The organism is Streptomyces flavusporus (assembly GCF_046267975.1).
GTDB classification, from domain to species: Bacteria; Actinomycetota; Actinomycetes; order Streptomycetales; family Streptomycetaceae; genus Streptomyces; species Streptomyces flavusporus.
This window is the reverse complement of record NZ_CP176503.1, coordinates 5,453,144-5,478,389: the sequence shown is the minus strand read 5'-3', so window position 1 is coordinate 5,478,389 and position 25,246 is coordinate 5,453,144. Positions and strand designations below refer to the sequence as shown.

At 70.1% G+C, this 25,246-nt stretch carries 27 protein-coding genes; 17 read left to right on the top strand and 10 right to left on the bottom strand.

Translation table 11 applies throughout. From position 1 onward, the window contains the following. Positions 1-165 precede the first annotated feature (165 nt). The 7 genes from ACKTSN_RS26040 to serC all read left to right on the top strand — a co-directional run bounded on the left by ACKTSN_RS26040 (position 166) and on the right by serC (position 7,294). Positions 166-1,950, top strand: a complete 1,785-nt coding sequence (locus ACKTSN_RS26040; protein WP_409471322.1) for an ATP-binding protein — start codon at positions 166-168, stop codon at positions 1,948-1,950. Then, positions 1,947-2,354 carry a roadblock/LC7 domain-containing protein gene (locus ACKTSN_RS26035; RefSeq protein WP_409471321.1) on the top strand — a complete coding sequence of 136 codons (408 nt, stop codon included), beginning with the start codon at positions 1,947-1,949 and terminating at the stop codon, positions 2,352-2,354. Before ACKTSN_RS26040 ends, ACKTSN_RS26035 begins: the two co-directional genes overlap by 4 nt. Continuing rightward, entirely contained in the window at positions 2,351-2,698 is a 348-nt protein-coding gene (locus ACKTSN_RS26030; RefSeq protein WP_409471320.1) for a DUF742 domain-containing protein, read from the top strand. The genes ACKTSN_RS26035 and ACKTSN_RS26030 overlap by 4 nt, the downstream gene beginning before the upstream one ends. Further along, positions 2,679-3,311: a GTP-binding protein gene (locus tag ACKTSN_RS26025; protein WP_409471319.1), complete on the top strand. Its 633-nt coding sequence runs from the start codon at positions 2,679-2,681 to the stop codon at positions 3,309-3,311. The genes ACKTSN_RS26030 and ACKTSN_RS26025 overlap by 20 nt, the downstream gene beginning before the upstream one ends. Then, positions 3,308-4,531, top strand: coding sequence for a cytochrome P450 (locus tag ACKTSN_RS26020; protein ID WP_409471318.1), 1,224 nt, complete (start codon positions 3,308-3,310; stop codon positions 4,529-4,531). The genes ACKTSN_RS26025 and ACKTSN_RS26020 overlap by 4 nt, the downstream gene beginning before the upstream one ends. Then, a complete protein-coding gene (locus tag ACKTSN_RS26015; protein WP_409471317.1) occupies positions 4,528-5,751 on the top strand; it encodes a cytochrome P450 family protein in 1,224 nt (407 codons plus the stop codon). The genes ACKTSN_RS26020 and ACKTSN_RS26015 overlap by 4 nt, the downstream gene beginning before the upstream one ends. Positions 5,752-6,175: 424 nt before the next feature. Beyond that, on the top strand, positions 6,176-7,294 hold the full coding sequence (gene serC / locus ACKTSN_RS26010) for a phosphoserine transaminase (protein WP_409471316.1): 1,119 nt from the start codon (positions 6,176-6,178) through the stop codon (positions 7,292-7,294). 63 nt (positions 7,295-7,357) lie between these two features. On the opposite strand, the gene ACKTSN_RS26005 is transcribed toward serC, so the two are convergent. Together ACKTSN_RS26005 and ACKTSN_RS26000 are read right to left on the bottom strand one after the other, a co-directional pair. Next, positions 7,358-8,179: an ABC transporter permease gene (locus ACKTSN_RS26005; RefSeq protein WP_409471315.1), complete on the bottom strand. Its 822-nt coding sequence runs from the start codon at positions 8,177-8,179 to the stop codon at positions 7,358-7,360. After that, positions 8,176-9,135: an ATP-binding cassette domain-containing protein gene (locus ACKTSN_RS26000; RefSeq protein WP_409471314.1), complete on the bottom strand. Its 960-nt coding sequence runs from the start codon at positions 9,133-9,135 to the stop codon at positions 8,176-8,178. Before ACKTSN_RS26000 ends, ACKTSN_RS26005 begins: the two co-directional genes overlap by 4 nt. Before the next feature lie 95 nt (positions 9,136-9,230). On the opposite strand from ACKTSN_RS26000, the gene ACKTSN_RS25995 reads away from it, so the two are divergent. Further along, positions 9,231-10,025 (top strand): TetR/AcrR family transcriptional regulator, encoded by a 795-nt coding sequence (locus tag ACKTSN_RS25995; RefSeq protein ID WP_409471313.1) that lies wholly within the window; start codon positions 9,231-9,233, stop codon positions 10,023-10,025. Here the strand turns inward: ACKTSN_RS25995 and ACKTSN_RS25990 are convergent. Continuing rightward, positions 10,022-10,999, bottom strand: a complete 978-nt coding sequence (locus ACKTSN_RS25990; RefSeq protein ID WP_409471312.1) for a WD40 repeat domain-containing protein — start codon at positions 10,997-10,999, stop codon at positions 10,022-10,024. The genes ACKTSN_RS25995 and ACKTSN_RS25990 overlap by 4 nt on opposite strands. A gap of 88 nt (positions 11,000-11,087) precedes the next feature. On the opposite strand from ACKTSN_RS25990, the gene ACKTSN_RS25985 reads away from it, so the two are divergent. After that, complete coding sequence (locus ACKTSN_RS25985; RefSeq protein WP_409471311.1) at positions 11,088-11,762, top strand: SGNH/GDSL hydrolase family protein; 675 nt, start codon at positions 11,088-11,090, stop codon at positions 11,760-11,762. 251 nt (positions 11,763-12,013) lie between these two features. On the opposite strand, the gene ACKTSN_RS25980 is transcribed toward ACKTSN_RS25985, so the two are convergent. After that, a complete protein-coding gene (locus tag ACKTSN_RS25980) occupies positions 12,014-12,907 on the bottom strand; it encodes a LysR family transcriptional regulator (protein ID WP_409471310.1) in 894 nt (297 codons plus the stop codon). Between the two features lie 127 nt (positions 12,908-13,034). On the opposite strand from ACKTSN_RS25980, the gene ACKTSN_RS25975 reads away from it, so the two are divergent. The 5 genes from ACKTSN_RS25975 to ACKTSN_RS25955 all read left to right on the top strand — a co-directional run bounded on the left by ACKTSN_RS25975 (position 13,035) and on the right by ACKTSN_RS25955 (position 15,894). Further along, positions 13,035-13,388 carry a DoxX family protein gene (locus ACKTSN_RS25975; protein WP_409471309.1) on the top strand — a complete coding sequence of 118 codons (354 nt, stop codon included), beginning with the start codon at positions 13,035-13,037 and terminating at the stop codon, positions 13,386-13,388. Between the two features lie 193 nt (positions 13,389-13,581). After that, entirely contained in the window at positions 13,582-14,202 is a 621-nt protein-coding gene (locus tag ACKTSN_RS25970) for a DUF5753 domain-containing protein (RefSeq protein ID WP_409471308.1), read from the top strand. After that, the gene (locus tag ACKTSN_RS25965) at positions 14,199-14,435 is read left to right on the top strand and encodes a DUF397 domain-containing protein (protein ID WP_409471307.1); all 237 of its coding nucleotides are present in this window, start codon (positions 14,199-14,201) and stop codon (positions 14,433-14,435) included. Before ACKTSN_RS25970 ends, ACKTSN_RS25965 begins: the two co-directional genes overlap by 4 nt. 124 nt (positions 14,436-14,559) lie before the next feature. Continuing rightward, positions 14,560-14,856 (top strand): membrane protein insertion efficiency factor YidD, encoded by a 297-nt coding sequence (gene yidD / locus ACKTSN_RS25960; protein ID WP_409471306.1) that lies wholly within the window; start codon positions 14,560-14,562, stop codon positions 14,854-14,856. Between the two features lie 42 nt (positions 14,857-14,898). Then, on the top strand, positions 14,899-15,894 hold the full coding sequence (locus ACKTSN_RS25955; protein WP_409471305.1) for an aldo/keto reductase: 996 nt from the start codon (positions 14,899-14,901) through the stop codon (positions 15,892-15,894). Between the two features lie 126 nt (positions 15,895-16,020). Here the strand turns inward: ACKTSN_RS25955 and thpR are convergent, their stop codons facing one another. From thpR to ACKTSN_RS25940, 3 genes are read right to left on the bottom strand one after another with little or no spacing between them, the layout of a single operon-like run. Beyond that, positions 16,021-16,593 (bottom strand): RNA 2',3'-cyclic phosphodiesterase, encoded by a 573-nt coding sequence (gene thpR / locus ACKTSN_RS25950; protein WP_409471304.1) that lies wholly within the window; start codon positions 16,591-16,593, stop codon positions 16,021-16,023. Between the two features lie 43 nt (positions 16,594-16,636). Beyond that, entirely contained in the window at positions 16,637-18,028 is a 1,392-nt protein-coding gene (locus ACKTSN_RS25945; protein ID WP_409471303.1) for an MFS transporter, read from the bottom strand. A 27-nt stretch (positions 18,029-18,055) separates the two neighbouring features. Next, complete coding sequence (locus ACKTSN_RS25940; RefSeq protein ID WP_129803609.1) at positions 18,056-18,493, bottom strand: MarR family winged helix-turn-helix transcriptional regulator; 438 nt, start codon at positions 18,491-18,493, stop codon at positions 18,056-18,058. A 148-nt stretch (positions 18,494-18,641) separates the two neighbouring features. Here ACKTSN_RS25940 and ACKTSN_RS25935 point away from each other — a divergent pair, with 148 nt between their 5' ends. Further along, positions 18,642-18,830, top strand: a complete 189-nt coding sequence (locus ACKTSN_RS25935) for a ribbon-helix-helix protein, CopG family (protein WP_129803610.1) — start codon at positions 18,642-18,644, stop codon at positions 18,828-18,830. Between the two features lie 16 nt (positions 18,831-18,846). Here the strand turns inward: ACKTSN_RS25935 and ACKTSN_RS25930 are convergent, their stop codons facing one another. Further along, positions 18,847-20,298 (bottom strand): NCS2 family permease, encoded by a 1,452-nt coding sequence (locus ACKTSN_RS25930; RefSeq protein ID WP_409471302.1) that lies wholly within the window; start codon positions 20,296-20,298, stop codon positions 18,847-18,849. Between the two features lie 170 nt (positions 20,299-20,468). Here ACKTSN_RS25930 and ACKTSN_RS25925 point away from each other — a divergent pair, with 170 nt between their 5' ends. Both ACKTSN_RS25925 and ACKTSN_RS25920 read left to right on the top strand, forming a co-directional pair. Then, the gene (locus ACKTSN_RS25925) at positions 20,469-20,735 is read left to right on the top strand and encodes a DUF2530 domain-containing protein (RefSeq protein WP_409471301.1); all 267 of its coding nucleotides are present in this window, start codon (positions 20,469-20,471) and stop codon (positions 20,733-20,735) included. A 108-nt stretch (positions 20,736-20,843) separates the two neighbouring features. Next, the gene (locus ACKTSN_RS25920; RefSeq protein WP_409471300.1) at positions 20,844-23,237 is read left to right on the top strand and encodes a cation-translocating P-type ATPase; all 2,394 of its coding nucleotides are present in this window, start codon (positions 20,844-20,846) and stop codon (positions 23,235-23,237) included. A gap of 3 nt (positions 23,238-23,240) precedes the next feature. On the opposite strand, the gene ACKTSN_RS25915 is transcribed toward ACKTSN_RS25920, so the two are convergent. Both ACKTSN_RS25915 and ACKTSN_RS25910 read right to left on the bottom strand, forming a co-directional pair. After that, positions 23,241-24,179 carry a hypothetical protein gene (locus ACKTSN_RS25915; RefSeq protein ID WP_409471299.1) on the bottom strand — a complete coding sequence of 313 codons (939 nt, stop codon included), beginning with the start codon at positions 24,177-24,179 and terminating at the stop codon, positions 23,241-23,243. A gap of 147 nt (positions 24,180-24,326) precedes the next feature. Further along, a complete protein-coding gene (locus tag ACKTSN_RS25910; RefSeq protein ID WP_409471298.1) occupies positions 24,327-25,187 on the bottom strand; it encodes a DUF5707 domain-containing protein in 861 nt (286 codons plus the stop codon). Positions 25,188-25,246: the final 59 nt, after the last annotated feature.

Below are 25,246 nucleotides of genomic sequence, written 5' to 3'. Positions count from 1 at the left end.
CACATACGACAGTCGGACGATGGGATTTCGCGCCGGGGGGTGGCTCATTCCGATCAGGGACTCTCCTATAGTTACGCCGATTGAGCATCTGGGGTCGCTGCTCGCCCTCCGGCCCTACGCGCCACAGCCCCTGGACACGACCGAGGCCGACCGAGGAAACGATTCATGACCGCCCCCATACCGTCAGGCGAACGCCCCACCCTCCGCGCCGCCGCACCCGCCGCACTGGCCACCGCCGTGCTGGCGGGCCTCGCCGTCGCCGCCGCGGTCCTGGTGGCGCCGTCGGCGGTCCGCGCCCCCCTCGCCTGGGGCGGCGCTGCCGGAGCCCTGCTGTTGTCCGCGGCGGTCGCCCTCGCCTTGCACGGCACCGGATCGGCGCGGCTGGCGCGCCGCCAACTGGACGCCGTGACGCTGGAGGCGAGCCGAGTGCTCCAGGAGCGCGCCCGGCTCGCCGAGGAGTTCGCGCGGGAGCGGGGCCGGCTGACGGACGGATTCATCGAGGAACGCGTACGGCAGAGCGACGAGTTCGAGCGGGAGCGGGCCCGGCTCGCCGAGGAGTTCGCGCGGGAGCGGGCCCGGCTCACCAACGAGTTCGCCCAGGAACGGACGGCCCTCAACGAGGAGTTCGCCGAGGAGCGGGCCACGCTCACCGCCGACATCGCCCGGCTCACCGTGGAGCGGACCCGTCTCGCCCACCGCCTGCGCCAGGCCACGAACGCGCGGGACGCGGCCCTCTCCGTCACCGCCAACGTCGCCGGCCGCATGCAGGCCCTGGCCACCGGCATGCTCGCCGACCTGCGTGCGATGGAGGACAAGCACGCGGACGAGGACGTCCTCGCCGACCTGCTCCACCTCGACCACCGCACCGCGCAGGCGGGCCGCCTCGCCGACTCCGTCGCCGTCCTCGCGGGCGCCCGCTCCGGCCGCCGCTGGGCGCGCCCCATCGTCATGGAGTCGATCCTGCGCGGCGCGATGGGCCGCATCAGTGGCTATCAGCGCGTCCGTGTCCACTCCTCCAGCGACACCGCGGTGGCCGGGCACGCCGCCGAGGGCGTGATGCACGCGCTCGCCGAACTCCTCGACAACGCTGCCAACTTCTCCCCGCCGACCGCCGAGGTCCACGTCTACGTCGAGGAGGTGCCCTCCGGGGTCATCGTCTCCGTGGAGGACTCGGGCCTGGTCATGGGTGACGTGCAGCTGCGCCGCGCCGAGCGGGCCGTGTCCGGCGACATCGGCGAGCTGGACGGGCTCACCGGCACCCGGCTCGGCCTCGCGGTCGTCGGCCGGCTCGCCCGCAAGCACGGCCTGAAGGTGTCCTTCCGGCCCTCCGCGCGCGGCGGTACCGGCGTGCTGATGCTGATTCCGCAGGACATCCTGTCCCAGCCGGTACTCCCGGCCCCCGCGGATCGCGCACCGGACCAGGTCACCGACGCCGCCGCCGAGCACCAGCCGTCGTACGCCGCCGCCCGGGCCCCGCAGGACCTCGACCCGGACCCGGTGCCCACGCACGAGTCGCCCACCCATGACTCCCCCGGGCCGGACACCGCCGGACTACCCCGGCGCCGCCGCGGGCACACGCTCGCCGCGGCCGAGCGTGCCCACGCCGCCGCCCACGCCGAGCGCGAGCCGCGCCTCCCCGACGACACCATGGCACGGGGCGTCCGCTTCAGCAGTTTCCGCCAGGCGGTCCGCGGCACGATGCCGGACCAGGCCGCGGTCCAGGGCACAACCGCGGAACCGGAAGCCGTACGGGAGGCGGCACCGGAGCCGGAGCCGGAGCCCGGCAGCCGCCTACGTGACACACAGGCACCCGACACGGCAAGCGGGCCTCTCGTACGAGAAACGCCCGAGCCCGCACCCGATCCCACCGCACCGGAGCCGCTCCCCGACCCCGCCGCACTCGAAGCGGCAGCCACCCCCTCGTACCCGGAAGGCAACACCACCCCATGACCGGCACCACCACCGCCGACGAGAAGCTGACCTGGCTCATCCAGGGCCTGCTGGAGCGCACCCCGGGGGCCCGGCATGCGCTCGTGCTGTCCCGGGACGGGCTGAAGCTGTGCCGTACCCCGGAGCTCTCGGTCGACCAGGCGGACCAGCTCGCCGCCATCGCCGCCGGCATCCAGTCGCTCTCCCACGGCGCGTCCATCGAGTTCGGCGACGGCAGCGGAGGCGTGCGCTCGGCGATGGCCGAGTTCTACGGCGGGGTCCTGTTCATCGTCGAGGCGGGCGAAGGCGCGCACCTCGCCCTGGTCACCGCCGAGGACGCGGACGCGGGGCTCGTCGGGCACAACATGAGCGAACTCGTGGAGCAGCTCGGCGAGTACCTGACCGCGCAGCCCCGTACGTCATGAGCCGCCCCGGCAGGGACGACGCGCCGGACCGGCTGTACACCCTCACGGGAGGGCGCAGCCGGTCCGACTCGGCGGACCGGTTCGACCTGGTGACGCTCGTGGTCGCCGAGTGCGACCCGGTGCCGGGCATGCAGTCGGAGCACGCCGCGATCCTGCGGATGTGCGAACGGCCGACGGCGGTCGTGGAGATCGCCGCCGAGCTGCGGCTGCCGGTGAGCATCACGCGCATCCTGTTGTCCGACCTCCTCGCGGCGGGCCGCGTCAGCGCCCGCCACCCCCGTATCGCCGCACTTCCCGATCCCGACATCCTGGAGCAGGTGCTCGTTGGACTCCGCAACCTCTGACGGAAAGACCTCGGACACCCGCACTCCGCTGGGTGCCCAGGCCGACAACGGACTGAAGATCGTGATCGTCGGCGGCTTCGGCGTCGGCAAGACGACCCTGGTCCACTCGGTGAGCGAGATCCGTCCGCTCAGCACCGAGGAGACGATGACCCAGGCCGGCGAGACGGTCGACGACGTGACCGGAGTCGGGGAGAAGTCCGCGACGACCGTCGCCTTCGACTTCGGCCGCATCTCGCTGGACGACCGCAACGTGCTGTATCTGTTCGGCGCGCCCGGCCAGGAGCGGTTCTGGTTCCTGTGGGAACGGCTCTTCTCCGGCACGCTCGGCGCGGTCGTCCTCCTCGACACCCGGCGCATCGACGACTCGTGGTACGCCATCGACCGCCTGGAGCGCCACGGCATGCCGTTCATCGTGGCCTGCAACGACTTCGGCGGCCCCCCGCACACGCACGACGAGATCCGCGCGGCCCTCGACCTCGACCCGCAGATCCCGCTGATCGACTGCGACGCGCGCTCCCGCGAGTCCGGCAAGCAGGTCCTGATCGCGCTGGTCGAACACCTGCAGCACCTCTACGCCGCCCACGCCCCCATAGCCGAACAGGAGCTGGTGTGACCACCGCCCCCGTGCCCCTGAGCGGGCCCCGGTTCCAGACCGAACCCACCGCGCTGTACCGGGAGATGCGGCGCGACCACGGTGCCGTGGCACCGGTCGTCCTCGACGGCGACGTACCGGCGTGGCTCGTGCTCGGCTACCGCGAGCTGCACCAGGTGACCGGCGATCCGGTGCTGTTCAGCCGGGACTCCGACCTGTGGAACCAGTGGGACAACATCCCCGCCGACTGGCCGCTGCTGCCCATGATCGGCCGCAAGCAGCCGTCGATCCTCTACACCGTCGGCGAACGCCACCGCGAACGCGTCGCGATGATCAGTAATGCGCTGGAGGCCACGGACCCGTTCGAACTGCGCGGCCACGTCGAGCGGTTCGCGGACGAGCTGCTCGACGCGGTGTGCGGCAAGGGCGAGGCGGACCTCATCGCGGACTACGCGATGCTGCTGCCCGTGCGCGTCCTGGCGGTCCTGTACGGCTTCGCGGACGAGCAGGGCCCGGGTCTGGTCAGCGCCCTCAACGACATGATCGACGGAGGGGAAGGGGCGATCCCGGGCCAGATGCATCTGGTCACGTCCATGACCGCTCTGCTGGCCGACCGCAAGGCGAACCCCGCGGACGACGTCGTCTCGCGGATGCTCGCCGACGAGAGCGGCTTCACGGACGAGGAGGTCACCCAGGACCTCATGGTGATGATGGCCGCCGGCCACCAGCCGACCGCGGACTGGATCGGCAACTCGCTGCGGCTGATGCTGACCGACGAACGCTTCGCCGCCTCCCTCTTCGGCGGGCGCCACAGCGTCGCCGAGGCCATGAACGAAGTTCTGTGGGAGGACGCGCCCACGCAGAACGTGGCGGGCCGCTGGGCCTCTCGCGACACCCGCCTCGGCGGCCATCACATCCGCGCCGGCGACATGCTGCTGCTCGGCCTCCAGGGCGCCAACAGCGACCCCCAGGTGCGCATCGACGGCTCCGTGCTGACCGGCGGCAACAACGCGCACTTCTCCTTCGGGCACGGCGAGCACCGCTGCCCATTCCCGGCGCAGGAGGTGGCGGAGACGGTCGCGCGGACGGCCATCGAGGTCGTGCTGGACCGGCTGCCGGACATCGACCTCGCCGTACCCGCCGAGGCGTTGACGCGGCGTCCGTCGCCGTGGCTGCGGGGACTGACGGCACTGCCGGTGAGGTTTACGCCCACCCCTTCGATTGGAAGCCCTTCCGCATGACCACTACCGACAGACCTCCCATAACCCTGGACCCCTTTGTCTCCGACCTGGACGCCGAAAGCGCCCGGTTAAGGGAGGCCGGCCCGCTCGCCGCCGTGGTGCTGCCCGGCGGCGTTCCCGTGTGGGCGGTCACCCACCACGCCGAGGCCAGGCAGTTGTTGACCGATCCCCGGTTGGTGAAGGACATCAACGTCTGGGGCGCCTGGCAGCGGGGCGAGATCGCCCCCGACTGGCCGCTGATCGGCCTCGCCAACCCGGGCCGCTCCATGCTCACCGTGGACGGTGCCGACCACCGGCGGTTACGCACCCTCGTCGCGCAGGCGTTGACGCCGCGGCGGGTGGAGGAGATGCGCGACCGGATCACGAAGCTGACGGAGGGGCTGCTGGACCGGCTGCCCACGGACGGCCGCGTGGTCGACCTCAAGGCGGAGTTCGCGTACCCGCTGCCCATGTACGTCATCGCGGACCTGATGGGCATCGAGGAATCCCGGCTGCCGCGTCTGAAGGAACTGTTCGAGAAGTTCTTCTCGACGCAGACCCCGCCGAACGAGGTCATCGCGACGCTCACCGAGCTGGCGGGGATCATGGCGGACACGGTGGCGGCCAAGCGCGCCACCCCCGGCGACGACCTCACCTCCGCCCTCATCCAGGCCTCCGAGAACGGCGACCACCTCACCGACGAGGAGATCGTCTCCACGCTCCAGCTGATGGTGGCGGCGGGCCACGAGACGACGATCTCGCTGATCGTCAACGCGGTGGTCAACCTCTCGACGCACCCCGAGCAGCGGGAGCTGGTCCTGGCCGGCGAAGCGGACTGGTCGGCGGTGATCGAGGAGACCCTGCGCCACTCCACCCCCACCTCCCACGTCCTGATCCGCTTCGCGACGGAGGACGTCCCGGTCGGCGACAAGGTCATCCCGGCGGGCGACGCGCTGATCGTGTCGTACGGCGCTATCGGCCGCGACGAGAAGGCGCACGGCCCGACCGCGGGCGCCTTCGACATCACCCGGGAAACAAAGAACCGGCACATCTCCTTCGGCCACGGCCCGCACGTGTGCCCCGGCGCGGCCCTGTCCCGCCTGGAGGCCGGGGTGGCACTGCCCGCGCTGTACGCCCGCTTCCCGGCCCTCGACCTGGCGGTCCCGCGGGCGGAGCTACGCAACAAGCCGGTGCTGACCCAGAACGACCTCTTCGAGCTACCGGTGCGGCTGACCTCGTAGGACGTGGCGGCCCGGGAAGGTTGTCGGTCGGGGAGCCGCGAAGGTCCCCGGTCGGCGACCCGTGAAAACCCCAGATGAGGGCCCACCAAGCTCCCCGGTCGAGGGACCGCCACAAACCCGACTGGGGCCCGCGAAGGCCCCCGGCTGGGGCCCGCGGAGATCCCCGGTCGAGGGACCCCGAAAAACCCCGGCCGGGGCCCGCCAAGATCCCCGGCCGGGCCTGCTGAGATCCCCGGTCGGCACGACGTGCGACCCCACGCCACAGCTCAGCGTCGGCTGGTCGCGTCACCGAACCAGGCCCGCGAAGATCTGCGGTCCCAACCTCGTATATCCGCTATCCGCACAAGTCCAATGGCCGGAGAGTGTCGTCTCATCGAACGGACACGTTTCCGTCCGGTTTCGCCGAGGAGATACCCTCCGGCTCGTGGCTGATATCCAGATTCCTGACGAGATCAAGCCCGCGGATGGCCGTTTCGGCGCGGGTCCCTCCAAGGTGCGGGTGGAGGCGCTGGACGCACTCGCCGCAACCGGTAGCTCCCTGCTCGGCACGTCCCACCGCCAGGCCCCGGTCAAGAACCTGGTCGGCAAGGTACGCGAGGGCATCCGCGAGCTGTTCCAGCTCCCCGAGGGCTACGAGGTCATCCTCGGCAACGGCGGCTCCACCGCGTTCTGGGACATTGCGACCCACGGCCTGATCGAGAACAAGTCGCAGCACCTCAACTTCGGCGAGTTCTCCTCCAAGTTCGCCAAGGCCGCGAAGCTCGCCCCCTGGCTCGCCGAGCCCACGGTCATCTCCTCCGACCCCGGCACGCACCCCGAGCCGGCCGCCGAGGCGGGCGTCGACGTGTACGCCTTCACGCACAACGAGACGTCGACCGGCGTCGCGATGCCGATCAAGCGCGTGACCGGTGCCGACGAGGGCGCCCTGGTCCTGGTGGACGCCACCTCCGGCGCCGGCGGCCTCCCGGTCGACATCGCCGAGACGGACGTCTACTACTTCGCCCCGCAGAAGTCGTTCGCCTCCGACGGCGGCCTGTGGATCGGCGTCTTCTCCCCGGCGGCGATCGAGCGTGCCGAGCGCGTTCACGCGTCCGGCCGCCACATCCCGGAGTTCTTCTCGCTCCCCACGGCGATCGACAACTCCCGCAAGAACCAGACGTACAACACCCCGGCCCTCGCCACCCTCTTCCTGCTGAACCAGCAGCTGGAGTGGATCAACGGCCAGGGCGGCCTCGACTGGGCGGTGCGCCGTACGGCCACCTCCGCCCGCACGCTGTACGGCTGGGCCGAGGACATCAAGTACGCCAACCCGTTCGTCACCGACCCGGCCAAGCGCTCCCAGGTCATCGGCACGATCGACTTCACCGACGAGGTGGACGCGGCGGCCGTCGCCAAGGTCCTGCGTGCCAACGGCATCGTCGACACCGAGCCCTACCGCAAGCTCGGCCGCAACCAGCTCCGCGTCGCGATGTTCCCGGCGGTCGAGCCGGCGGACATCGACGCACTGACGAAGTGCATCGACTACGTGATCGAGAAGCTGTAGCGGCTTCCCGTACGACGACGAGGGGCGCCCGGAACTCTCCGGGCGCCCTTCATCGTTGAGTCGTCAGCGGCTGAGCTTCTGGAACCGCCGGACGGCCAGCGGCAGGAAGATCACCGTCAGGATCACCGGCCACACCCCCGCCATCAGCAGCGCGTTCTGCTCGACCCAGGAGTCGCCGCCGCCGATCGGCGTGCCGAACAGCTCGCGCGTGGCCGCGGCCGTCGACGAGATCGGGTTCCAGGCCGCCACCCAGCCCAGCCAGTCGGGCATCAGCTGGGGCGCGACGAAGATGCTGGAGATCATCGTCAGCGGGAAGGCCACCGCGAACAGTCCGCCCGCCGCCTCCGGGTTGGGCACGAGCAGCCCGAGCCACACCCCGATCCAGATGAGCGCGAACCTCAGCCACAGCAGCAGCCCGAACGCGGCGAGGAAGCCCCACCCGCCGTCCGGCCGCCAGCCCATGGCCAGCGCCGTCAGCATCATGATCCCCAACTCGGCGCAGGCCACGAGCAGATCGGTCACCCCGCGCCCGGCGACCACCGCGGAGGAGGCCATCGGCATCGAGCGGAACCGGTCGATGACGCCCTTGGTGGAGTCGTACACCACGACCGTGGCGGTGTTGATGAAGCCGAACGCCATGGTCATCACGAACATGCCCGGCATCAGGAAGTCCTGGTAGTCCCCGCCGCCGGGCACCTTCATCGCACTGCCGAAGACATAGCCGTACAGCAGTACGGACAGGATCGGAAAGCCCAGCTGCCAGGCGATGTTGACAGGCTGGCGCTGGTAGTGGGTCAGGCCGCGCCGGACGATGTTCCAGCAGTCGGCGAGCAGCCAGTACGTACGCCCGCGGGTGGCCGGGCCGGTCAGGTCCACGGCGCTCATGCGGCGGCCTCCTTCTCGGTGCGGTGTCCGGTCAGGCGCAGGAACACGTCGTCGAGGCTGGGCCTGCGCAGCCCGATGTCCTCGACCCGGACACCCTCGTCCTGGAGCGTGCGGGCCACGTCCGTCAGCGCGGACACCCGGTCGGTGACCGGTGCGTGCACCCTCAACTCGGTCTCGTCGGCCTCGGGTTCACCGTCCGAGACCCGGGCGACCACCTTCACCACCCGGGGGATCTCGGACCGCTCGGCGACCACGACCTCGATACGGTCGCCGCCGACCCGGTTCTTCAGCCCGTCCGGCGTGTCGTCGGCGATGGCCCGCCCCTGGTCGATGACGGTGATGTGCGAGGCGAGCTTGTCGGCCTCCTCCAGGTACTGCGTCGTCAGCAGCACCGTCGTCCCACTCGCCACCAGCGCCCGCACCGACTCCCAGACCTCACCGCGGCTGCGGGGATCCAGCCCCGTCGTCGGCTCGTCGAGGAAGAGGACCGCCGGGGCCAGGATCATCGAGGCGGCGAGGTCGAGGCGGCGCCGCATGCCGCCGCTGTAGCCGCCGACGCCCTTGCCGGCGGCGTCGGTCAGGTCGAACTGCTCCAGCAGCTCGGTGGCGCGCGCCCGGGCCCGCTTGCCGCCGAGGTGGAACAGCCGGCCGAACATCTCCAGGTTCTGCCGCCCGGTGAGCACCTCGTCCACCGCCGCGTACTGCCCGGTGAGCCCGATCCTCGCCCGCACCTCGCGCGACTGCCGGGCCACGTCGAGTCCGGCCACCGTCGCGCGCCCGCCGTCCAGCCGGACGAGCGTGGAGAGGATGCGTACGGCGGTGGTCTTGCCGGCGCCGTTCGGCCCGAGCAGTCCGTGCACGATGCCCTCGCGCACGGCCAGGTCGAAGCCGTCGAGGGCGCGTTTCTCGCCGTAGCGCTTCTCCAGGCCCTCGGCCCGGACCGCGTATCCGTCCATGGTTGTCCCTTCCGATACCCGCACCAACCGAGTACACCGTACCCGATTTCGCGTACGACGTACTCAGTTTTTCTTCCGGGACATAAGCTGAGGTCATGACGAGCGGCAAGAGCGGCACCGGCGGGCGCACCGGCGCCACGGAGACCAGCGGCAGCGGCGATATCGTCCGCACCCTCGAACTCCTGTGGAACACCGGCCGACGGCCGAGTCGCGGCCCGAAACCGGGGCTGACCCTGGACCGGATCGTGGAGGCAGCCGTCCGGGTGGCGGACACGGACGGCCTGGACGCCGTGTCCATGCGCCGTATCGCCGCCGAACTCGGCACCGGCGCGATGTCGCTGTACCGCTACGTCCCCGGCAAGGCCGAGCTGCTCGACCTGATGCTGGACCGCGTCCAGCGCCCCTCCGAGAACCCCGCCGACCTCGGCGACGGCACCTGGCGTTCCGCACTGGAGGCCCTGGGCCGCGCCACCCTCGCCCTCTACCGCCGCCACCCCTGGCTGCTCCACGTCAACCAGGCCCGCCCGATCCTCGGCCCCAGCGCCCTCGACGGCATGGAGAAGGTCCTCTCCCGCATCAAGCCCATGGGCCTGACCGACCCGGAGCTGGTCTCGGCGATCATCATGGTCGACTCGTACGTCGTCGGCGCCGCGCGCACCCAGGTGTACCAGGAGGAGGCCGAGCACCGGTCGGGCCTGACGGACGCCGAGTTCTGGCAGGCACAGGTGCCCGTACTGGAGAAGGTCATGGCCACCGGCCGCTACCCGATCATGGCCTCCCTCGCGGACGACACCTGGAGCGCCGACTTCGACCACTTCGAGTTCGGCCTGCAACGCCTCCTCGACGGCCTGGAGGTGCTGGTCGCACAGCGGGGTGGCGCTACGAGTTAGCCCTTGCGCCGCAGCAGCCGAAAGCCGAGCAGGACGGCACAGGCGACGGCCACCGCGAGCACCCCGGTCCGGGCCGAGAAGCCCCCGCCCTCACCCTCGCCACCAGCGCTCGAACTCCCCTTGTCGGACGGCGACTTGGACTCGGAGGACCCGCCGGGCACATCCTCCGGCTCCACCGAACTCCCCGCCCCCTCACTGCCGTACATGAGCTTCGCCCCGTCGGCGGAGTAGGTGACGGACTCCCCCTGTCCCAGGAACGGCACGCTGAGCCGCCCGGTCCGCTTGATCTGCCCGCCGTTCCAGTCGTACGCGATACCGCCGAAGTAGCTGCGTACGGCGAGTTGTTCGCCGTCCGGGGACAGCGCGGCGTCGGTGGCCTCCAGTTCGGGGACGGCGGCGATGGGCTCGAAGACGTTCGTTCCGGAGGAGGACAGCTTCGCCGGCCCCTCGTACAGGTGCCCGCCCTCCTCCTTCTTGTCGATGATGTAGACCCGCCCGGTCTTCGGATGCACGACGAGCGACTCGGCGTCGCGGGCGCCGTCGGAGTACTTCACGACGTACTGCGTGGCCCGCACGGTCCGGTCCTGGAGCTCCTTGGGCTCGGGCAGCTGGTAGATCCAGACGTGGTCCCAGGTGCCGCCGAGGTTGTCGCCGATGTCGCCGACGTAGATCTGGTTGCCGGGGCCGATGGAGACGGCCTCGACGTCCCGGGGCGTGCCGACGCCGGTCAGGGTGAGGGTGGCGACGGTCTCGCCGGTCGAGCTGTCCACGGCGTACAGATAGGCCCCGTCGTCGCTGTCGTTGTGGGTCCAGTAGATGCCGGGGTGCTGACGCGATGCAGCCAGCCCGCTGGACTCGGTGATACGCGGGTCCTTGATCGTGAACCCCCCGTCCCCGTCGGCGGCGGAGGCGGACGGCACGGCGAGCGCGCCCGTGAGCAGGGCAGCGGCGAGAACGGCGAAGGATCGGCGCATGCCCCAAGCCTGCCACCCCGCACGCCTGTTCTGGGGGCGTGGCAGGCCTCACACCCCACCGGCCCCGCCGATCATCCATCATGAGCGGATGCTCAGGTTCATGCCCGTAGGCGACTCCATGACCATCGGCAGCGCGGGCGAACACACCTGGCGCTACCGAATGTGGCAGCACCTGCGCACGACGTACGGCGGCCCCTTCGCCCTCGTCGGCCCACGCGAGACGCTGTACGACAAGGCCGCCGACGCCCCCACCTCGTATGAGTACGCCGACCCCGACTTCCCCCGCTCCCACCTGGCCGGCTGGGGCGAGGGCTGGCTGCACATGGCACCGCTGATCGGCGAGGCGGTGCGATCCTGCCGCGCGGACGTCCTCCTGGTCTCCCTCGGCCTGATCGACCTGGGCTTCTATACGAACGCGGAGCAGACGGCGGAGAACGCACGGGCGTTTGTGGGGCAGGCGCGGTCGGCGAACCCGGGGGTCCGCATGGTCGTACTCCCGGTGATCCCGAACGTGCGGGCGGAGTCGGACGCGTTGTTCGCCGCCGAGGTCACCCGCTTCAACGAACTGCTGGCGAAGACGATCGCGAACCTGGACGAGCCACGCTCCCCCCTGCTCCTGGCCTCCCCTCCCCCGTCGTACGACATCCACCTCGACACCTACGACGGCACGCACCCGAACGCGTACGGCGAGCACAAGATCGCGGCGACGTTCGCGGACGCCATGCACCAGGCGTGGGGCATGGGCGACAGCTACGGCGCCTGACCGCCCACGGCCGCACGAGGAACTCGGCACGCCCCCCCGCACTCCGCAGGTGATTGGAGGATCTGTGCCACCAGCCGGCTCCGCCACCTGGGCTTTTCTCCCGCTGGGTGGCACAAATCTGCCAATCACTGTTCCAGTGCCCGCCGTTGGAGCGATCCGAGGGCGGGATACTGGCCGGCCCCGGCGTGCCCGCGCGCACCCGGCGACGATCGCCCGCCACAGGTCGGCGTGCGGGGCGGGGGCGAGGAGGCTTACCGGGGTCTGCTGTCCAGGCAGCAGCGGACGAAGTCCTGAACGACGGGGTTGGTGTCGTCGGCGGGGGCCCAGGCGACGGCGACCTGACTGGGGCTGACGCCGGTGACCGGGCGGTAGGTGATGCCGGGGCGGGCGTAGTAGCGCCCGGCGGATTCGGGGGCGAGGGCGATGCCGTAGCCGTTGGCGATCGCACTGAGCCATTCGTCGGGCTGGTCGGTGACGGCGCCGACGCGGACGGGGCGGCCTTCACGTTCCTCGGTGGCCAGCCAGTACTCCCGCCATCGCCCCGCTTCCGGCGGAGCTGCCACGAACGGCTCGTCCCACAGATCCCGGAAGGGAATCACGTCGCGCGCAGCGAAGGGATGCGCCGTCGGCAGGACGACACACCGGGGCTCGGTGAACAGCACCGCCACCCGCAGCACATCCTGGCCGGGGAAGGGCAGCCGCACCAAGGCGGCGTCGACGTCCCCGTCGGCGAGCCCGGCGGACGGATTCGACCAGGCGGCCTGCCGCATGTCGGCCCGCCAGCCCGGCCGGCGCCGGGAAAACTCCGCGACGATGTGCTGGGTCGCCTCGTTGGCGGCGCTGGCCAGGAAACCGACCCGCAGCACACGCGCCGCCCGGCTGGCCGCGCCCTTCGTCTCCCGCAGTATCCGATCCCACTCGGCCAACAGCACAGGCACCCTCTCCGCCAGCACCCGCCCCGGCTCGGTGAGCGCCATTCCCGCCCTCGACCGAGTGAACAGCGGCACTCCGACCCGAGCCTCCAGCTGCTTGATCTGCTTCGTCAGCGCCGGCTGGGACACGAACAACCGCTCCGCCGCACGCGTCAGACTCCCCTCCTCCGCCACGGCGACGAAGCAGCGCAGCAGCCGGGTGTCGACATCCATACCCAAAGGTTATAGACGCAGGTATTGGACGCCAAGGACACATTCCGGTGAGGCTTGACGTAGCGATCGGGTCGCGCCTCGCCCACGCTCACCACATGCTCAACCGAGAGGGAAGGCGCATGTTCACATGTTCACCGCCTACCTACTGATCACCCTCATCACGATCGCGGCCAACGCCGGGATCGCCGTCGCGGACCTCTCGAGGGCCAGGTTCGTCCTCGCCAACTCGGCCGAGGTAGGCGTCCCGGAATCCTGGATCCCCTGGCTCGCGGCGCTCAAGGCGTCCGGAGCCGCCGGCCTCCTCCTCGGCCTCCTGGGTGCCCGATCCCTCGGCATAGCCGCCGCCCTGGGACTCACCCTCTTCTTCGTCGGCGCCATCGCCGCACACATCCGCGCCCGCGTGTACTGCAACATCGCGTTCCCGGCCGCCTTCTTGACCCTGGCCACCGCATCCCTCACCCTGGCGGCCATCACACGATAACCGCCCCACAATTGGCCGCTTTGCGCCACCAACAGCCCACCCCACCTGGGCTTTCCGCGCCCCAAGGTGAGCCAAAGCGGCCAATTACCGGTCCGACGCACTCCGCACCCCTACCCCACCCCACCCACCGGCCGGGCCGTGTCGCAGACGTGGTGTACGGCGATCGCCCACCGGTAGGGGGGAATCCGCGGGTGTGACACATCTGCCGGAGGTGTCACACTCTCGGCCGGTACACCACGCCCGCCCGTGGACGTGGCCACCGGCCGCAAGCCGCCGCCCCCACCCGGCGTGCCGCCACCCCGCCGACGCGCCCGCCGGCCCCCGCTCACCCCCCAACGGGCCTGACCCGCAAACATGCCTGGCCACCCGCCTTTCCGGGCCGCTCGCTCGCTTCTCCCCCGTGCTTCCGCGAGCCGAGTCAAGGGTCGGCCGCAGGCCGATCGGCCGGCGCAAGCCCGCGCCGACTGTCGGGTTCGTACTCGAAGAGCACACCCTGACTCGTCCCCTCGGCGGCACGGCGGCCCTCAAGGAGCAGTTGGCGTGCATTCTGGACGTCGGCGAGCAACGGAACGTTCAGATTCAGGTCATGCCGCACAACCGTGAGGTCCACGCCGGGCTGAACGGCCCGATGATTCTTCTGGAGACGTCTGAGCGAAAGCAGCTCGCCTACGTCGACGGACCGAGCGGTGGCTACTTCGTCACCGAACAACCCGGCGTGGGCGACCTGTTCGCACGGTATGGCATTCTGCGAGCTCAGGCCCTCAGCCCCGAAGAGTCCGCGAAACTGATCGAACAGGTGGCGAGCGAACTATGAGCACTGACCTGATCTGGTTCAAGAGCAGCGACAGCGAGGGCGAGGGCGAATGCCTGGAAGTCGCCCTCCCCTGGACCAAGTCGAGTCACAGCGGTGACCAGGGCGGCGAGTGCCTCGAAATAGCCCCCACCTCCACCACCATCCACATCCGCGACTCAAAGAACCCCACCGGCCCCACCATCACCCTCTCCTCCCCCGCCTGGACCGCCTTCCTCCCCCATGTCACGACGTAAACCTCACGAGCAGCCCCGCCGCGCGAACCGCTGCTGCACATGTCTGGAAGGTTGCCTGGACATCCGGCTCTGGTGGTCGACCGTCACAGCACCCTGCCGTGAAATCGCCGCGCTAACAGCGTTGTTGACCCTGTTCGGGGCCGCACCCGGCGTCGCCGACCCGGCTGCCCCCACGCCTCGGGGTGCGGCCGCGCGCGCCCTCTACTCTGCTGTCGCGCGCTACCGCTACGAGATCAGCCCGAAGCTGCCCGCCCGTTGCCCCTACACCCCCACCTGCTCGACGTACGCGATCAAGGCACTGCACCGCCATGGCGCACTGCGCGGCGGCATGCTGACCCTCGGCCGCCTGTTGCGCTGTACGCCCGAGCGGGCGCGGCGGCGGGGCGGGCTGGACCCGGTGCCGTCGGCGCGGTCGCGGTAACTCCTTGCATAGAGCGAACTCCAAGCCGTTGGCTTGACCCCCATGAAGTACACGCAGCTCGGACGCACCGGACTCAAGGTCAGCCGACTGGTCCTCGGCACGATGAACTTCGGACCGCAGACGGACGAAGCGGACAGTCACGCGATCATGGACGCGGCGCTGGACGCGGGGATCAACTTCTTCGACACCGCCAACGTCTACGGCTGGGGCGAGAACAAGGGCCGTACGGAACGCATCATCGGAAACTGGTTCGCCAAGGGCGGTGACCGGCGCGACAAGGTCGTCCTCGCCACCAAGGTGTACGGGAACATGGCCCCGGACGACAACGAGCCATGGCCCAACCACAACAAGCTCTCCGCGCTCAACATCCGCCGGGCCGTGGACGCCAGCCTGAAGCGGCTGCAGACCGACTACATCGACGTCTACCAGTTCCACCACATCGACCGGGCCACGCCCTTCGAGGAGATCTGGCAGGCCATCGACGTCCTCGTCCAGCAGGGCAAGATCCTGTACGTCGGCTCCTCCAACTTTCCCGGGTACAAGATCGCCCAGGCCAACGAGATCGCCGCCCGCCGCGGCGGCACCATCGGCCTGGTCAGCGAGCAGTGCCTCTACAACCTTGCCGAGCGCCGCGCCGAGATGGAGGTCATCCCGGCCGCGCAGGACTACGGCCTCGGGGTCATCCCCTGGTCGCCGCTGCACGGCGGCCTGCTGGGCGGCGTGATCAAGAAGGAGGTCGAGGGCGGCCGACGCGCCTCCGGGCGGGCCGCCGCCACCCTCGCCGACCCGGCCGCACGCGCGCGGATCCAGGCGTACGAGGACCTGCTCGACAAGCACGGCCTGGAGCCCGGCGAGGCCGCCCTGGCCTGGCTGCTCACCCGCCCCGGCGTGACCGGCCCGATCGTCGGCCCGCGCACCGCGGAGCAGCTGACGTCGGCCCTGCGAGCGGTCGAGCTGGAGCTCTCGGACGAGGTGCTGGCCGGACTGGACGAGATCTTCCCGGGTCCGGGGCCGTCTCCGGAGGCGTTCGCCTGGTAGGCGCGGGCACCAAGGGGTGGCGGCGCGCTACTGTCCAAACGCCGCCGCCACCGCAACCACCACAAACATCAGCACAAGCGCACCGGCCATGATCCGGTTCCGGGTTTTCGGGTCCACGTATCGAGACTAACCGGCGCCACCGAGCCGCCAGCGGGCGACCGCCTCGTACCGGGGCTGCTCGGCCGGCACCCCGGACTTCGGCAGGTTGCTGCGCACCAGGACCAGCTCGTCCACCGTCCAGGTACGGCTCCCGAACCCGGCCAGCGCGTCGACGTACGCCCGCACGTTCACCCCGTACCGGCTGCGGGCCACCGTCAGGTGGGCCTTGTAGCGGTGGTGCTCCCCCATCGGCACACCCGCCTTCCGCGCGGCCGCCTCGGTGCGGTCGGCCAGCAGCCCCAGCGTCACCAGATCACCCTCGGCCCCGGCCCACAGCGCTCTCCCCCGCCCGAACTGTCCGCCCCCGCGCAGGGCCAGCGGGAAGGCCGGCGTGCGGTGCGCGGCCCGCTCCAGCCGCTCCGACAGTTCCGGTACGAGGTCGTCCTCGACCTCCCCGTAGAACGCAAGGGTGAAGTGCCACCCGGGCCGCCCGGTCCAGCGCAGCCCGTCCGCGCCGGGCAGCTTCTTCAGCTCGGCCACTTCCGAGGCGAGCTCATGGACGACCTCGTCGGGCGGCAGCACGGCGGCGAAGAGTCTCATGAGCCCAGTCTGCCCCCGCTGCACTCGGAGAGGTCTCCGCCGATCACGCCGCCGCAGCCAGCTCCTCCCGCTCCTCCTGCTCCTTCTGCTCCTCCCGCGGAACGAACCGTACCCGCGGATGCCCGGCGTTCCACCCCACCGACAGCCGCAGGCCGCCCGCGCGGGCCAGGATCAGGCCGATGGCAATGGCCGCGGCAGCGGCCACCGCACCGCCGGCCGCAAGGCCGACCCTCGCGCCGTACGTGTCCGTGATCCAGCCGACGATCGGTGCGCCCACCGGCGAACCGCCCAGGAACACCATCATGTACAGGGCCATCACCCGCCCCCGCATCGCCGGATCCGTGGCCATCTGGATGCCGGTGTTGGCGGTGACGTTGACCGTCATGCCGAACAGGCCGAGCGGGATCATCAGCAAGGCGAAGAGCCACAACGAAGGGGTCACCGCGGCCACGATCTCCACCGTGCCGAAGACCAGCGCCGCCGCGGCCAGGAGCCGCAGCCGAGCCGTGCCCCGCCGGGCCGCCAGCAGCGCGCCCGTCACCGAGCCGACCGCCATCAGCGTGTTGAACAGGCTGTACGTGCCCGCGCCGACGTGGAAGACCTCGTCCGCGAACGCCGACAGGTAGACCGGGAAGTTGAAGGCGAACGTCCCTATGAAGCCGACCAGCACGATCGGCCAGACCAGCTCGGGGCGGCCGGCGACGTAGGCCAGGCCCTCACGCAGCTGTCCCTTGCCGCGCGGGGCGCGCCGGACGGGGTGCAGTTCGCGGGCGCGCATCAGCAGCAGGCCGGCGATGGGCGCGACGAAGGACAGGCCGTTGAGGAGGAACGCCCAGCCGGTGCCCACGCCGGTGATCAGGAGGCCCGCGACGGCTGGACCGACCATGCGGGCGGACTGGAAGTTGGCGGAGTTGAGGCTGACCGCGTTCTGGAGCTGGTCGGGGCCGACCATCTCGGAGACGAAGGACTGCCGGGCCGGGTTGTCGACGACCGTGGCGAGGCCGACGGCGAAGGCGGCGACGTAGACGTGCCAGACCTCGACATGGCCGGTGATCGTGAGAAACGCCAGCGCCAGACCCGTCACCGCCATCGCGGTCTGGGTGACCAGCAGGGTGGGGCGCTTGGGGAGGCGGTCGACGAGGACTCCGCCGTAGAGGCCGAAGAGCAGCATCGGCAGGAACTGCAGCGCCGTCGTGACGCCTACGGCCGTCGCGGAGCCGGTGAGGCTGAGGACCAGCCAGTCCTGGGCGATGCGCTGCATCCAGGTGCCGGTGTTGGAGACGACCTGGCCGATGAAGAAGAGGCGGTAGTTGCGGATCTTCAGCGAGCTGAACATCGAGGACTTGCGGATGCTGCGGGTGCCCTCGACGGGGTCTTCGGGGGTGTCGTGGGTGGTCGGTGCGGGGGCGGAGTGTGCTCCGGGTCCCGTACTCAAAGGGGTTCGCCTCCTCCGGTGGTGCGGTTACAGATGCGCGAGCTTCTCCAGTACGGGGGCGGCGGCGCGCAGTTTCGCCCACTCGTCCTCGTCGAGGTCCTCGACCAGCGAGGCCAGAAACGCGTTGCGCTTGCGGCGGCTCTCCTCGAGCATCGCCTCGGCGCGCTCGGTCTGCGTGACGACCTTCTGGCGCCGGTCCTCGGGATGCGGCTCCAGCCGGACCAGCCCCTTGGCCTCGAGCAGCGCCACGATGCGGGTCATCGACGGCGGCTGCACATGTTCCTTGCGGGCGAGCTCGCCCGGGGTGGCCGTGCCGCAGCGGGCCAGGGTGCCCAGCACCGACATCTCGGTGGGGCTCAGCGACTCGTCGACCCGCTGGTGCTTGAGCCGACGGGACAGTCGCATCACGGCGGAGCGAAGAGAGTTCACGGCGGCCGCGTCGTCGCCATGGGTTAGGTCCGGCATGTTCTTTAGGGTAACTCATTACCCTACCTAAGGACCAGTCGCGACACGCACAGATGACCGTGACACGCGCCACCGAAACCGGATCATCACACGAACGAGTGAGCCACTTCCGGAAAGTGACGCACCACTGGGTCGCCTTGCAACCCTCGTGTCCATGGGGACCAGTGTGCTCAGCCTGCGGATCGACGGGGAGCTGCTCGAACGGCTCCGGGACCATGCGGCGAAAAGAGGAATGAGCGTCCAGGACTATGTGATCCGGACGCTCATTCGGGACGACTTCGACGAACGCTTCAAGTCGGCGGTCGAAGAGACGGAGAGGTTCTACGGGGTCACCTGACGGCCCCCGTGCGGCATCAGGTCAGGCCCAGTGCCGGCATCAGGTAGTAGAAGGCGAACACCGCTGCCACCACGTACATCGCCGCCGGGATCTCCCGGCCCCGTCCGGCCGCCAGGCGCAGGACGACGAAGGCGATGAAGCCCATACCGATGCCGTTGGTGATCGAGTAGGTGAACGGCATCATCAGCATCGTCACGAAGGCCGGAATGGCGATCGTGTAGTCCGCCCAGTCGATCTCCTTGACCGAACCGGCCAGGATCAGGAAGCCGACCGCGACCAGCGCGGGGGTGGCTGCCTGGGACGGGACCATCGTGGCAACCGGGGTCAGGAACAGCGCCACGGCGAACAGCGAGCCGGTGATCACGTTCGCGAAGCCGGTCCGGGCGCCCTCACCGACGCCGGCCGTGGACTCCACGAAGCAGGTGGTGGCCGAGGAGGAGCTGGCGCCGCCCGCGGCGACCGCGATGCCGTCGACGAAGAGGACCTTGTTGATGCCGGGCATCTGGCCCTGGGCGTCGGTCAGCTTGGCCTCGTCGCTGACGCCCATGATCGTGCCCATGGCGTCGAAGAAGGTTGACAGCAGGACCGTGAAGACGAACAGGGTGCCGGTCAGCACGCCGACCTTGGCGAAGCCGCCGAACAGGCTGACCTCGCCGATCAGGCCGAAGTCGGGGGTGGCGACCGGGTTGCCGGGCCACGTCGGAGTGGTGAGACCCCAGGAGGGGACGTCCGCGACGGCGTTGATGATCACCGCGAGGACGGTCATCGCGACGATCGAGATCAGGATCGCGCCGGACACCTTGCGCACGATCAGCGCCAGCGTGAGCAGCACGCCGAGGATGAAGACCAGGACCGGCCAGCCGTTGAGGTGACCGGTGGCGCCGAGCTGGAGCGGGACCGTGGTCTGGGCGACGTCCGGGATACGGGAGACGAAGCCGGCGTCGACGAGACCGATCAGCATGATGAACAGGCCGATACCGATGGCGATGGCCTTGCGCAGGCCGTAGGGAACGGCGTTCATCACGCGCTCGCGCAGGCCCGTGGCGACCAGCAGCATCACGACGAAACCGGCGAGCACCACCATGCCCATGGCGTCCGGCCAGGACATCCGCGGGGCGAGCTGGAGCGCGACGACCGAGTTCACGCCGAGACCGGCGGCCAGCGCGATCGGCACGTTGCCGATGACGCCCATGAGGAGCGTGGTGAACGCCGCCGTCAGGGCCGTCGCGGTGACCAGCTGGCCGTTGTCGAGCTGGTTGCCGTACATGTCCTTCGCGCTGCCGAGGATGATCGGGTTCAGCACGATGATGTAGGCCATCGCGAAGAAGGTGGCGAAACCGCCGCGGATCTCGCGGGCCAGGGTGCTGCCCCGTTCGGAGATCTTGAAGTAGCGGTCGAGTGCGCCGTAGGCGGGCTGTGCGCCGGGGCCTTCGGGCGCGGGGGCCTTGGCGGGGGCCGAGGTGGACATGCAGGACCTCATCACCAACGGACACCCCCCATGCCCCGTTGGACTTTCATACGAACAGAAGTGGCCAGAAACAAACGGTTTCAGTATGAACATATGATGACGAGATCGCTATCTTCGCGCGTAGACCCGAAGCGCTCCGAGGACCTCCGGCGACCTCTAAGCTGTCCTCCATGGCGAAGTGGACCCCCAAGCACGAGGCACCGGAGCCCCTGGAGGGCCCCGTGGTCGGCACCATCACCGGCGGCACGATCGTCTGGTTCGCCCTCTTCCTGGTGCAGCTGCCGTTCTACGGCTGGTTCGACGACCACGGGCACACCTGGTGGCTGTGGACCTGCCTGGCCGGCGGGGGGCTGGGGCTGCTCGGCATCTGGTACGTCCGCCGGCGGGACGCGGCGATCAAGCGATCGGCGCGCGAGCAGACGCCGGCCACCCCGTAAGCCCCCTAGTAAGCTCCTACGCCCAGGGCCCTACGGCAGTCCTCCCCTAGTCGGATCTTCCGCCCACTCCGGGGGTGAAGCCCCACATCCGCACGTACCGTCGAATGCATGACGCACATCGACGCGGACGCCGAGCTCGGCCCCGCGCACCCCGCACCCGTGCCGTCGGTGACGACCGGGCTGACGGCCGCCGAGGTCGCCGAGCGGGTCGCACGCGGGCAGGTCAACGACGTACCGGTGCGCAGCAGCCGGTCGATGGCCGACATCATCCGCGCGAACGTCTTCACCCGCTTCAACGCGATCATCGGCGTGCTCTGGGTGATCATGCTGTTCGTCGCGCCGATCCAGGACAGCCTGTTCGGCTTCGTGATCCTCGCCAACACCGGCATCGGCATCATCCAGGAGTGGCGGGCGAAGAAGACCCTCGACTCCCTCGCCCTGATCGGCGAGGTACGGCCGGCCGTGCGACGCGAGGGGGTCACCGCCGAGGTCAGTACGTCCGAGATCGTGCTGGACGATCTGATCGAGATCGGGCCGGGAGACAAGGTCGTCGTCGACGGGGTGTGCGTCGAGGCCGACGGGCTGGAGATCGACGAGTCCCTGCTCACCGGTGAGGCCGATCCGGTCGTCAAACGGCCGGGGGACCAGGTCATGTCCGGGAGCTTCGTGGTCGCGGGCGGTGGCGCGTTCCAGGCGACCAAGGTGGGGCGCGAGGCGTACGCCGCCCAGCTCGCCGAGGAGGCCTCCCGCTTCACGCTCGTCCACTCCGAGCTGCGCTCCGGGATCTCCACGATCCTCAAGTACGTGACGTGGATGATGATCCCGACCGCGATCGGCCTGATCATCAGCCAGCTCGTGGTCAAGGACAACGACCTCAAGGACTCCCTCGCCCGCACGGTCGGCGGCATCGTGCCGATGGTCCCGGAGGGGCTCGTCCTGCTCACCTCCGTCGCCTTCGCGATCGGCGTCATCCGGCTCGGCCGGAAACAGTGCCTGGTGCAGGAGCTGCCCGCGATCGAGGGCCTCGCCCGCGTCGACACCGTCTGCCTGGACAAGACGGGCACCCTCACCGAGGGCGGCATGGACGTCACCCAGCTGCGGCTGCTGAACGGCCACGACGAGGCCTACGTACGGCAGGTCCTCGGCGCCCTCGGCGAGTCCGACCCGCGGCCGAACGCCTCCCTCCAGGCGATCATCTCCGCCTACCCGGACGGCGAGGAGTGGCGCGTCACCGAGGCGCTGCCCTTCTCCTCCGCCCGCAAGTACAGCGGGGCGTCCTTCAGCGAGGGCAACGGCGAGGCCAGTACGTGGCTCCTGGGCGCCCCCGACGTACTGCTCGTGGAGGACGATCCCGCCCTCGCCGAGACCGAGCGGCTGAACGAGGAGGGCCTCAGGGTCCTGCTGCTCGCCCGCACCTCCGGCGACCTCGACTCTCCCGACGTCACCCGGGACGCCAAGCCCGCCGCCCTCGTCGTACTGGAGCAGCGGCTGCGGCCGGACGCCGCCGACACCCTGCGCTACTTCGCCGAGCAGAACGTCCGCGCCAAGGTCATCTCCGGCGACAACGCGGTGTCGGTGGGCGCGGTGGCGAGCAAGCTCGGGCTCGACGGCAGCACGGTCGACGCCCGCCGGCTGCCCGCCGACCGGGACGGCATGGGCCGGGCCCTCGACGAGGGCACGGTGTTCGGGCGGGTCACCCCGCAGCAGAAACGGGACATGGTGGGGGCTCTCCAGTCCCGTGGGCACACGGTCGCCATGACCGGCGACGGGGTGAACGACGTCCTCGCCCTGAAGGACGCCGACATCGGGGTCGCGATGGGCACCGGCTCGGAGGCGACACGGGCGGTGGCGCAGATCGTGCTGCTGAACAACAGCTTCGCCACCCTGCCGTCGGTGGTCGCGGAGGGCCGGCGGGTGATCGGCAACATCACCCGGGTCGCCACGCTGTTCCTGGTGAAGACGGTCTACTCGGTGCTGCTGGCCGTCCTGGTGGTGTGCTGGCAGGTCGAGTACCCGTTCCTGCCGCGCCATCTGACCCTGCTGTCGACGCTGACGATCGGCGTCCCGGCGTTCTTCCTGGCCCTCGCGCCCAACAAGGAGCGGGCGAAACCCCACTTCGTCCGGCGGGTGATGCGGTACGCGATACCGGGCGGGGCACTGGCCGCGCTGGCGACCTTCGGCACGTACCTGATCGCCCGCCGGCACTACACCGGTCCGGGCGCGTTGGACGCGGAGACCAGCGCGGCGACGCTGACGCTGTTCCTGATCGCGATGTGGGTGCTGGCGATCATCGCCCGGCCGTACACCTGGTGGCGGATCGGGCTGGTGGTGGCGATGGGGGCGGGGTTCCTGGTGGTGCTGGTGGTGCCGTGGTTGCAGGAGTTCTTCGCGTTGAAGTTGGTGGGTGTGACGATGCCGTGGATCGCGGTGGGGATCGCCGCGGGTGCGACGGTCGCCCTGGAGTTCCTGTGGAAGTGGGTCGACCGCCGGGTTCCCGCCTAGGGCCTAATACACGTCGACGTAGTCACCGGCCACGGTGGCCGGCGCGGTGCTGGTGATACCGGCGTAGGTGAAGCGCCAGTAACCGTCGACCGAGGCCTTCACCGTGGTCTTCAGGGCGCCGCCCGCCGCCGTCTGGATGCCCTTGACGTTGGTGTAGTTGGTGGTGCCCGCCTTGCGGAACTGCAGCACCACCTTCTGGCCACTGGGCAGACCGACGTACGTGCCCGTCTCCCAGTTGGCGCGGGTCAGCTTGCCCGTGATCGTGAGGGTCGCGTCCTTCTTCACCGGCTCCGGCGAGGCGTTGACCGTCAGCTTGGAGCCGCGCTGCACCAGCGTGGTGCCGAGGTCGCCCTGGTCGGCGTACCCGACCTTGGTGATGTCGAAGTTCTCGCCCGCCGGGTCCTGGCCGTTGTACGCGATGGCCAGCGCCGCGCCCTTCCAGGTGCCGGCGTCGGTATTGAGCAGGTCGCCCTCGCCCGGGTAGATGTCGATCTTGCCGGTGCAGGTGGCGGTGGTCGCCGTGGCGGTCGTGCAGGTGGCCGGCTTCACGCCGAACAGGGTGGTGTCGGGCGTGGCGAAGGCGCCCCGGTAGAGGTAGGGGCCGGTCAGGAAGTCCTGCGCGGTGATGTCGACGTCCGCTCCATGGGTCAGCGTGTAGGTGACCGTCGTGGAGTAGTGACCGGTGGCGCCGACCTTGACCGCCTTGGCGATCTTGAAGTTGGAGAAGGAGGCGTCCAGGGCGTACGGCTCGTCCTGGGCGGCCTTGGTGCTGAACGCCGTCGCACCGGAGGGGGTGTGGGCGGCCTGGCGGATCTTCGCGACGGCCTCGCGGTAGTCGGCGCCGGAGACGCCGGAGACATCGGCGGCCTGAGCGGCCGGTACGGCGAGGGCGGAGAGGGCCAGGGCGCCGGTCACGGCGGCGACGGTGGCTCGTATACGCATGCGTTCCCCAGTGAGTGATCGTGGAGCCTGTTGGCTCACCTGATCAGATAGGCGAATGCCTGTAACGGTTGCTCCGGCAGGGAAAGTTGGGAAAAAAGCACCCGGCCCCGGATGGCTTCCGGGGCCGGGCGGCAGTCGTGCTGTTGCTTACTTCACGTCGATGTAGTCGCCCGTGGCGTTGACGGCCGCGGTGCTGGTGATGCCCGCGTAGCTGAAGCGGTAGTAACCGTCGACGGAGGCCGCGACGGTCGTCTTCAGCGCGCCGCCCGTGGCGGTCTTGATGCCCTTGACGTTGGTGTAGGTGCTGGAGCCCGCCTTGCGGAACTGGAGCACCACGCTCTGGCCGCTGGGCAGGCCGGAGTAGGTGAGGGTCTCCCAGTTGGCGCGGGACAGCTTGCCGCTGACCGTGATGGTCTTGCCCTTCACCACCGGCTCCGGCGAGGCGTTGACCGTCAGCTTCGACGCGCGCTGGACCTTGTGGGTCTTGTAGTAGTCGTTCCAGTAGATCTCGCCGTCGTTGGAGAGCACGCCCGCCGTCACGTGCCAGTTGCCGGCCAGCGAGTTCTTGAGCAGGTCGGCGTAGGTGTCACCGGTGATGGTGAGCTTGCAGGTCGACGTCGTGGCGCTGGAGGCGGTGCAGGTGGCGGCCTCCTCGTTCGGGCCGAGGTAGCCGTCGACGTCGGTTTCGACGTCGGTGCCGTGCCACAGGTCGATGTAGGCGTCCGCGATGCCGCTCTCGTGGGTGGCGGTCAGGGACACCGTGAAGGTCTTGACGGTGGTGGTGCCGAACACGAGGTTCTTGCCCGCGTTCACCGTCACGTTGGAGACGGTGGGCACGGCGGCGGCCGTGCTGAACGCCGACTTGGCGGAAGAGGTGCCGAAACGCTCGGCAGCGCTCGGCCGGTCCAGGCTCGCGGCATCCCGCGAGTCGGCCTGCGCGAACGGCACGGCGAGGGCGGAGAGGGCCAGGGCGCCGGTGACGGCGGCCACGGTGGCTCGTATGCGCATGTGTTCCCCACGTGGAGAGGGGCCCCGACTGTGGTCGTTCCCTACGGCTCGTCGTCGGC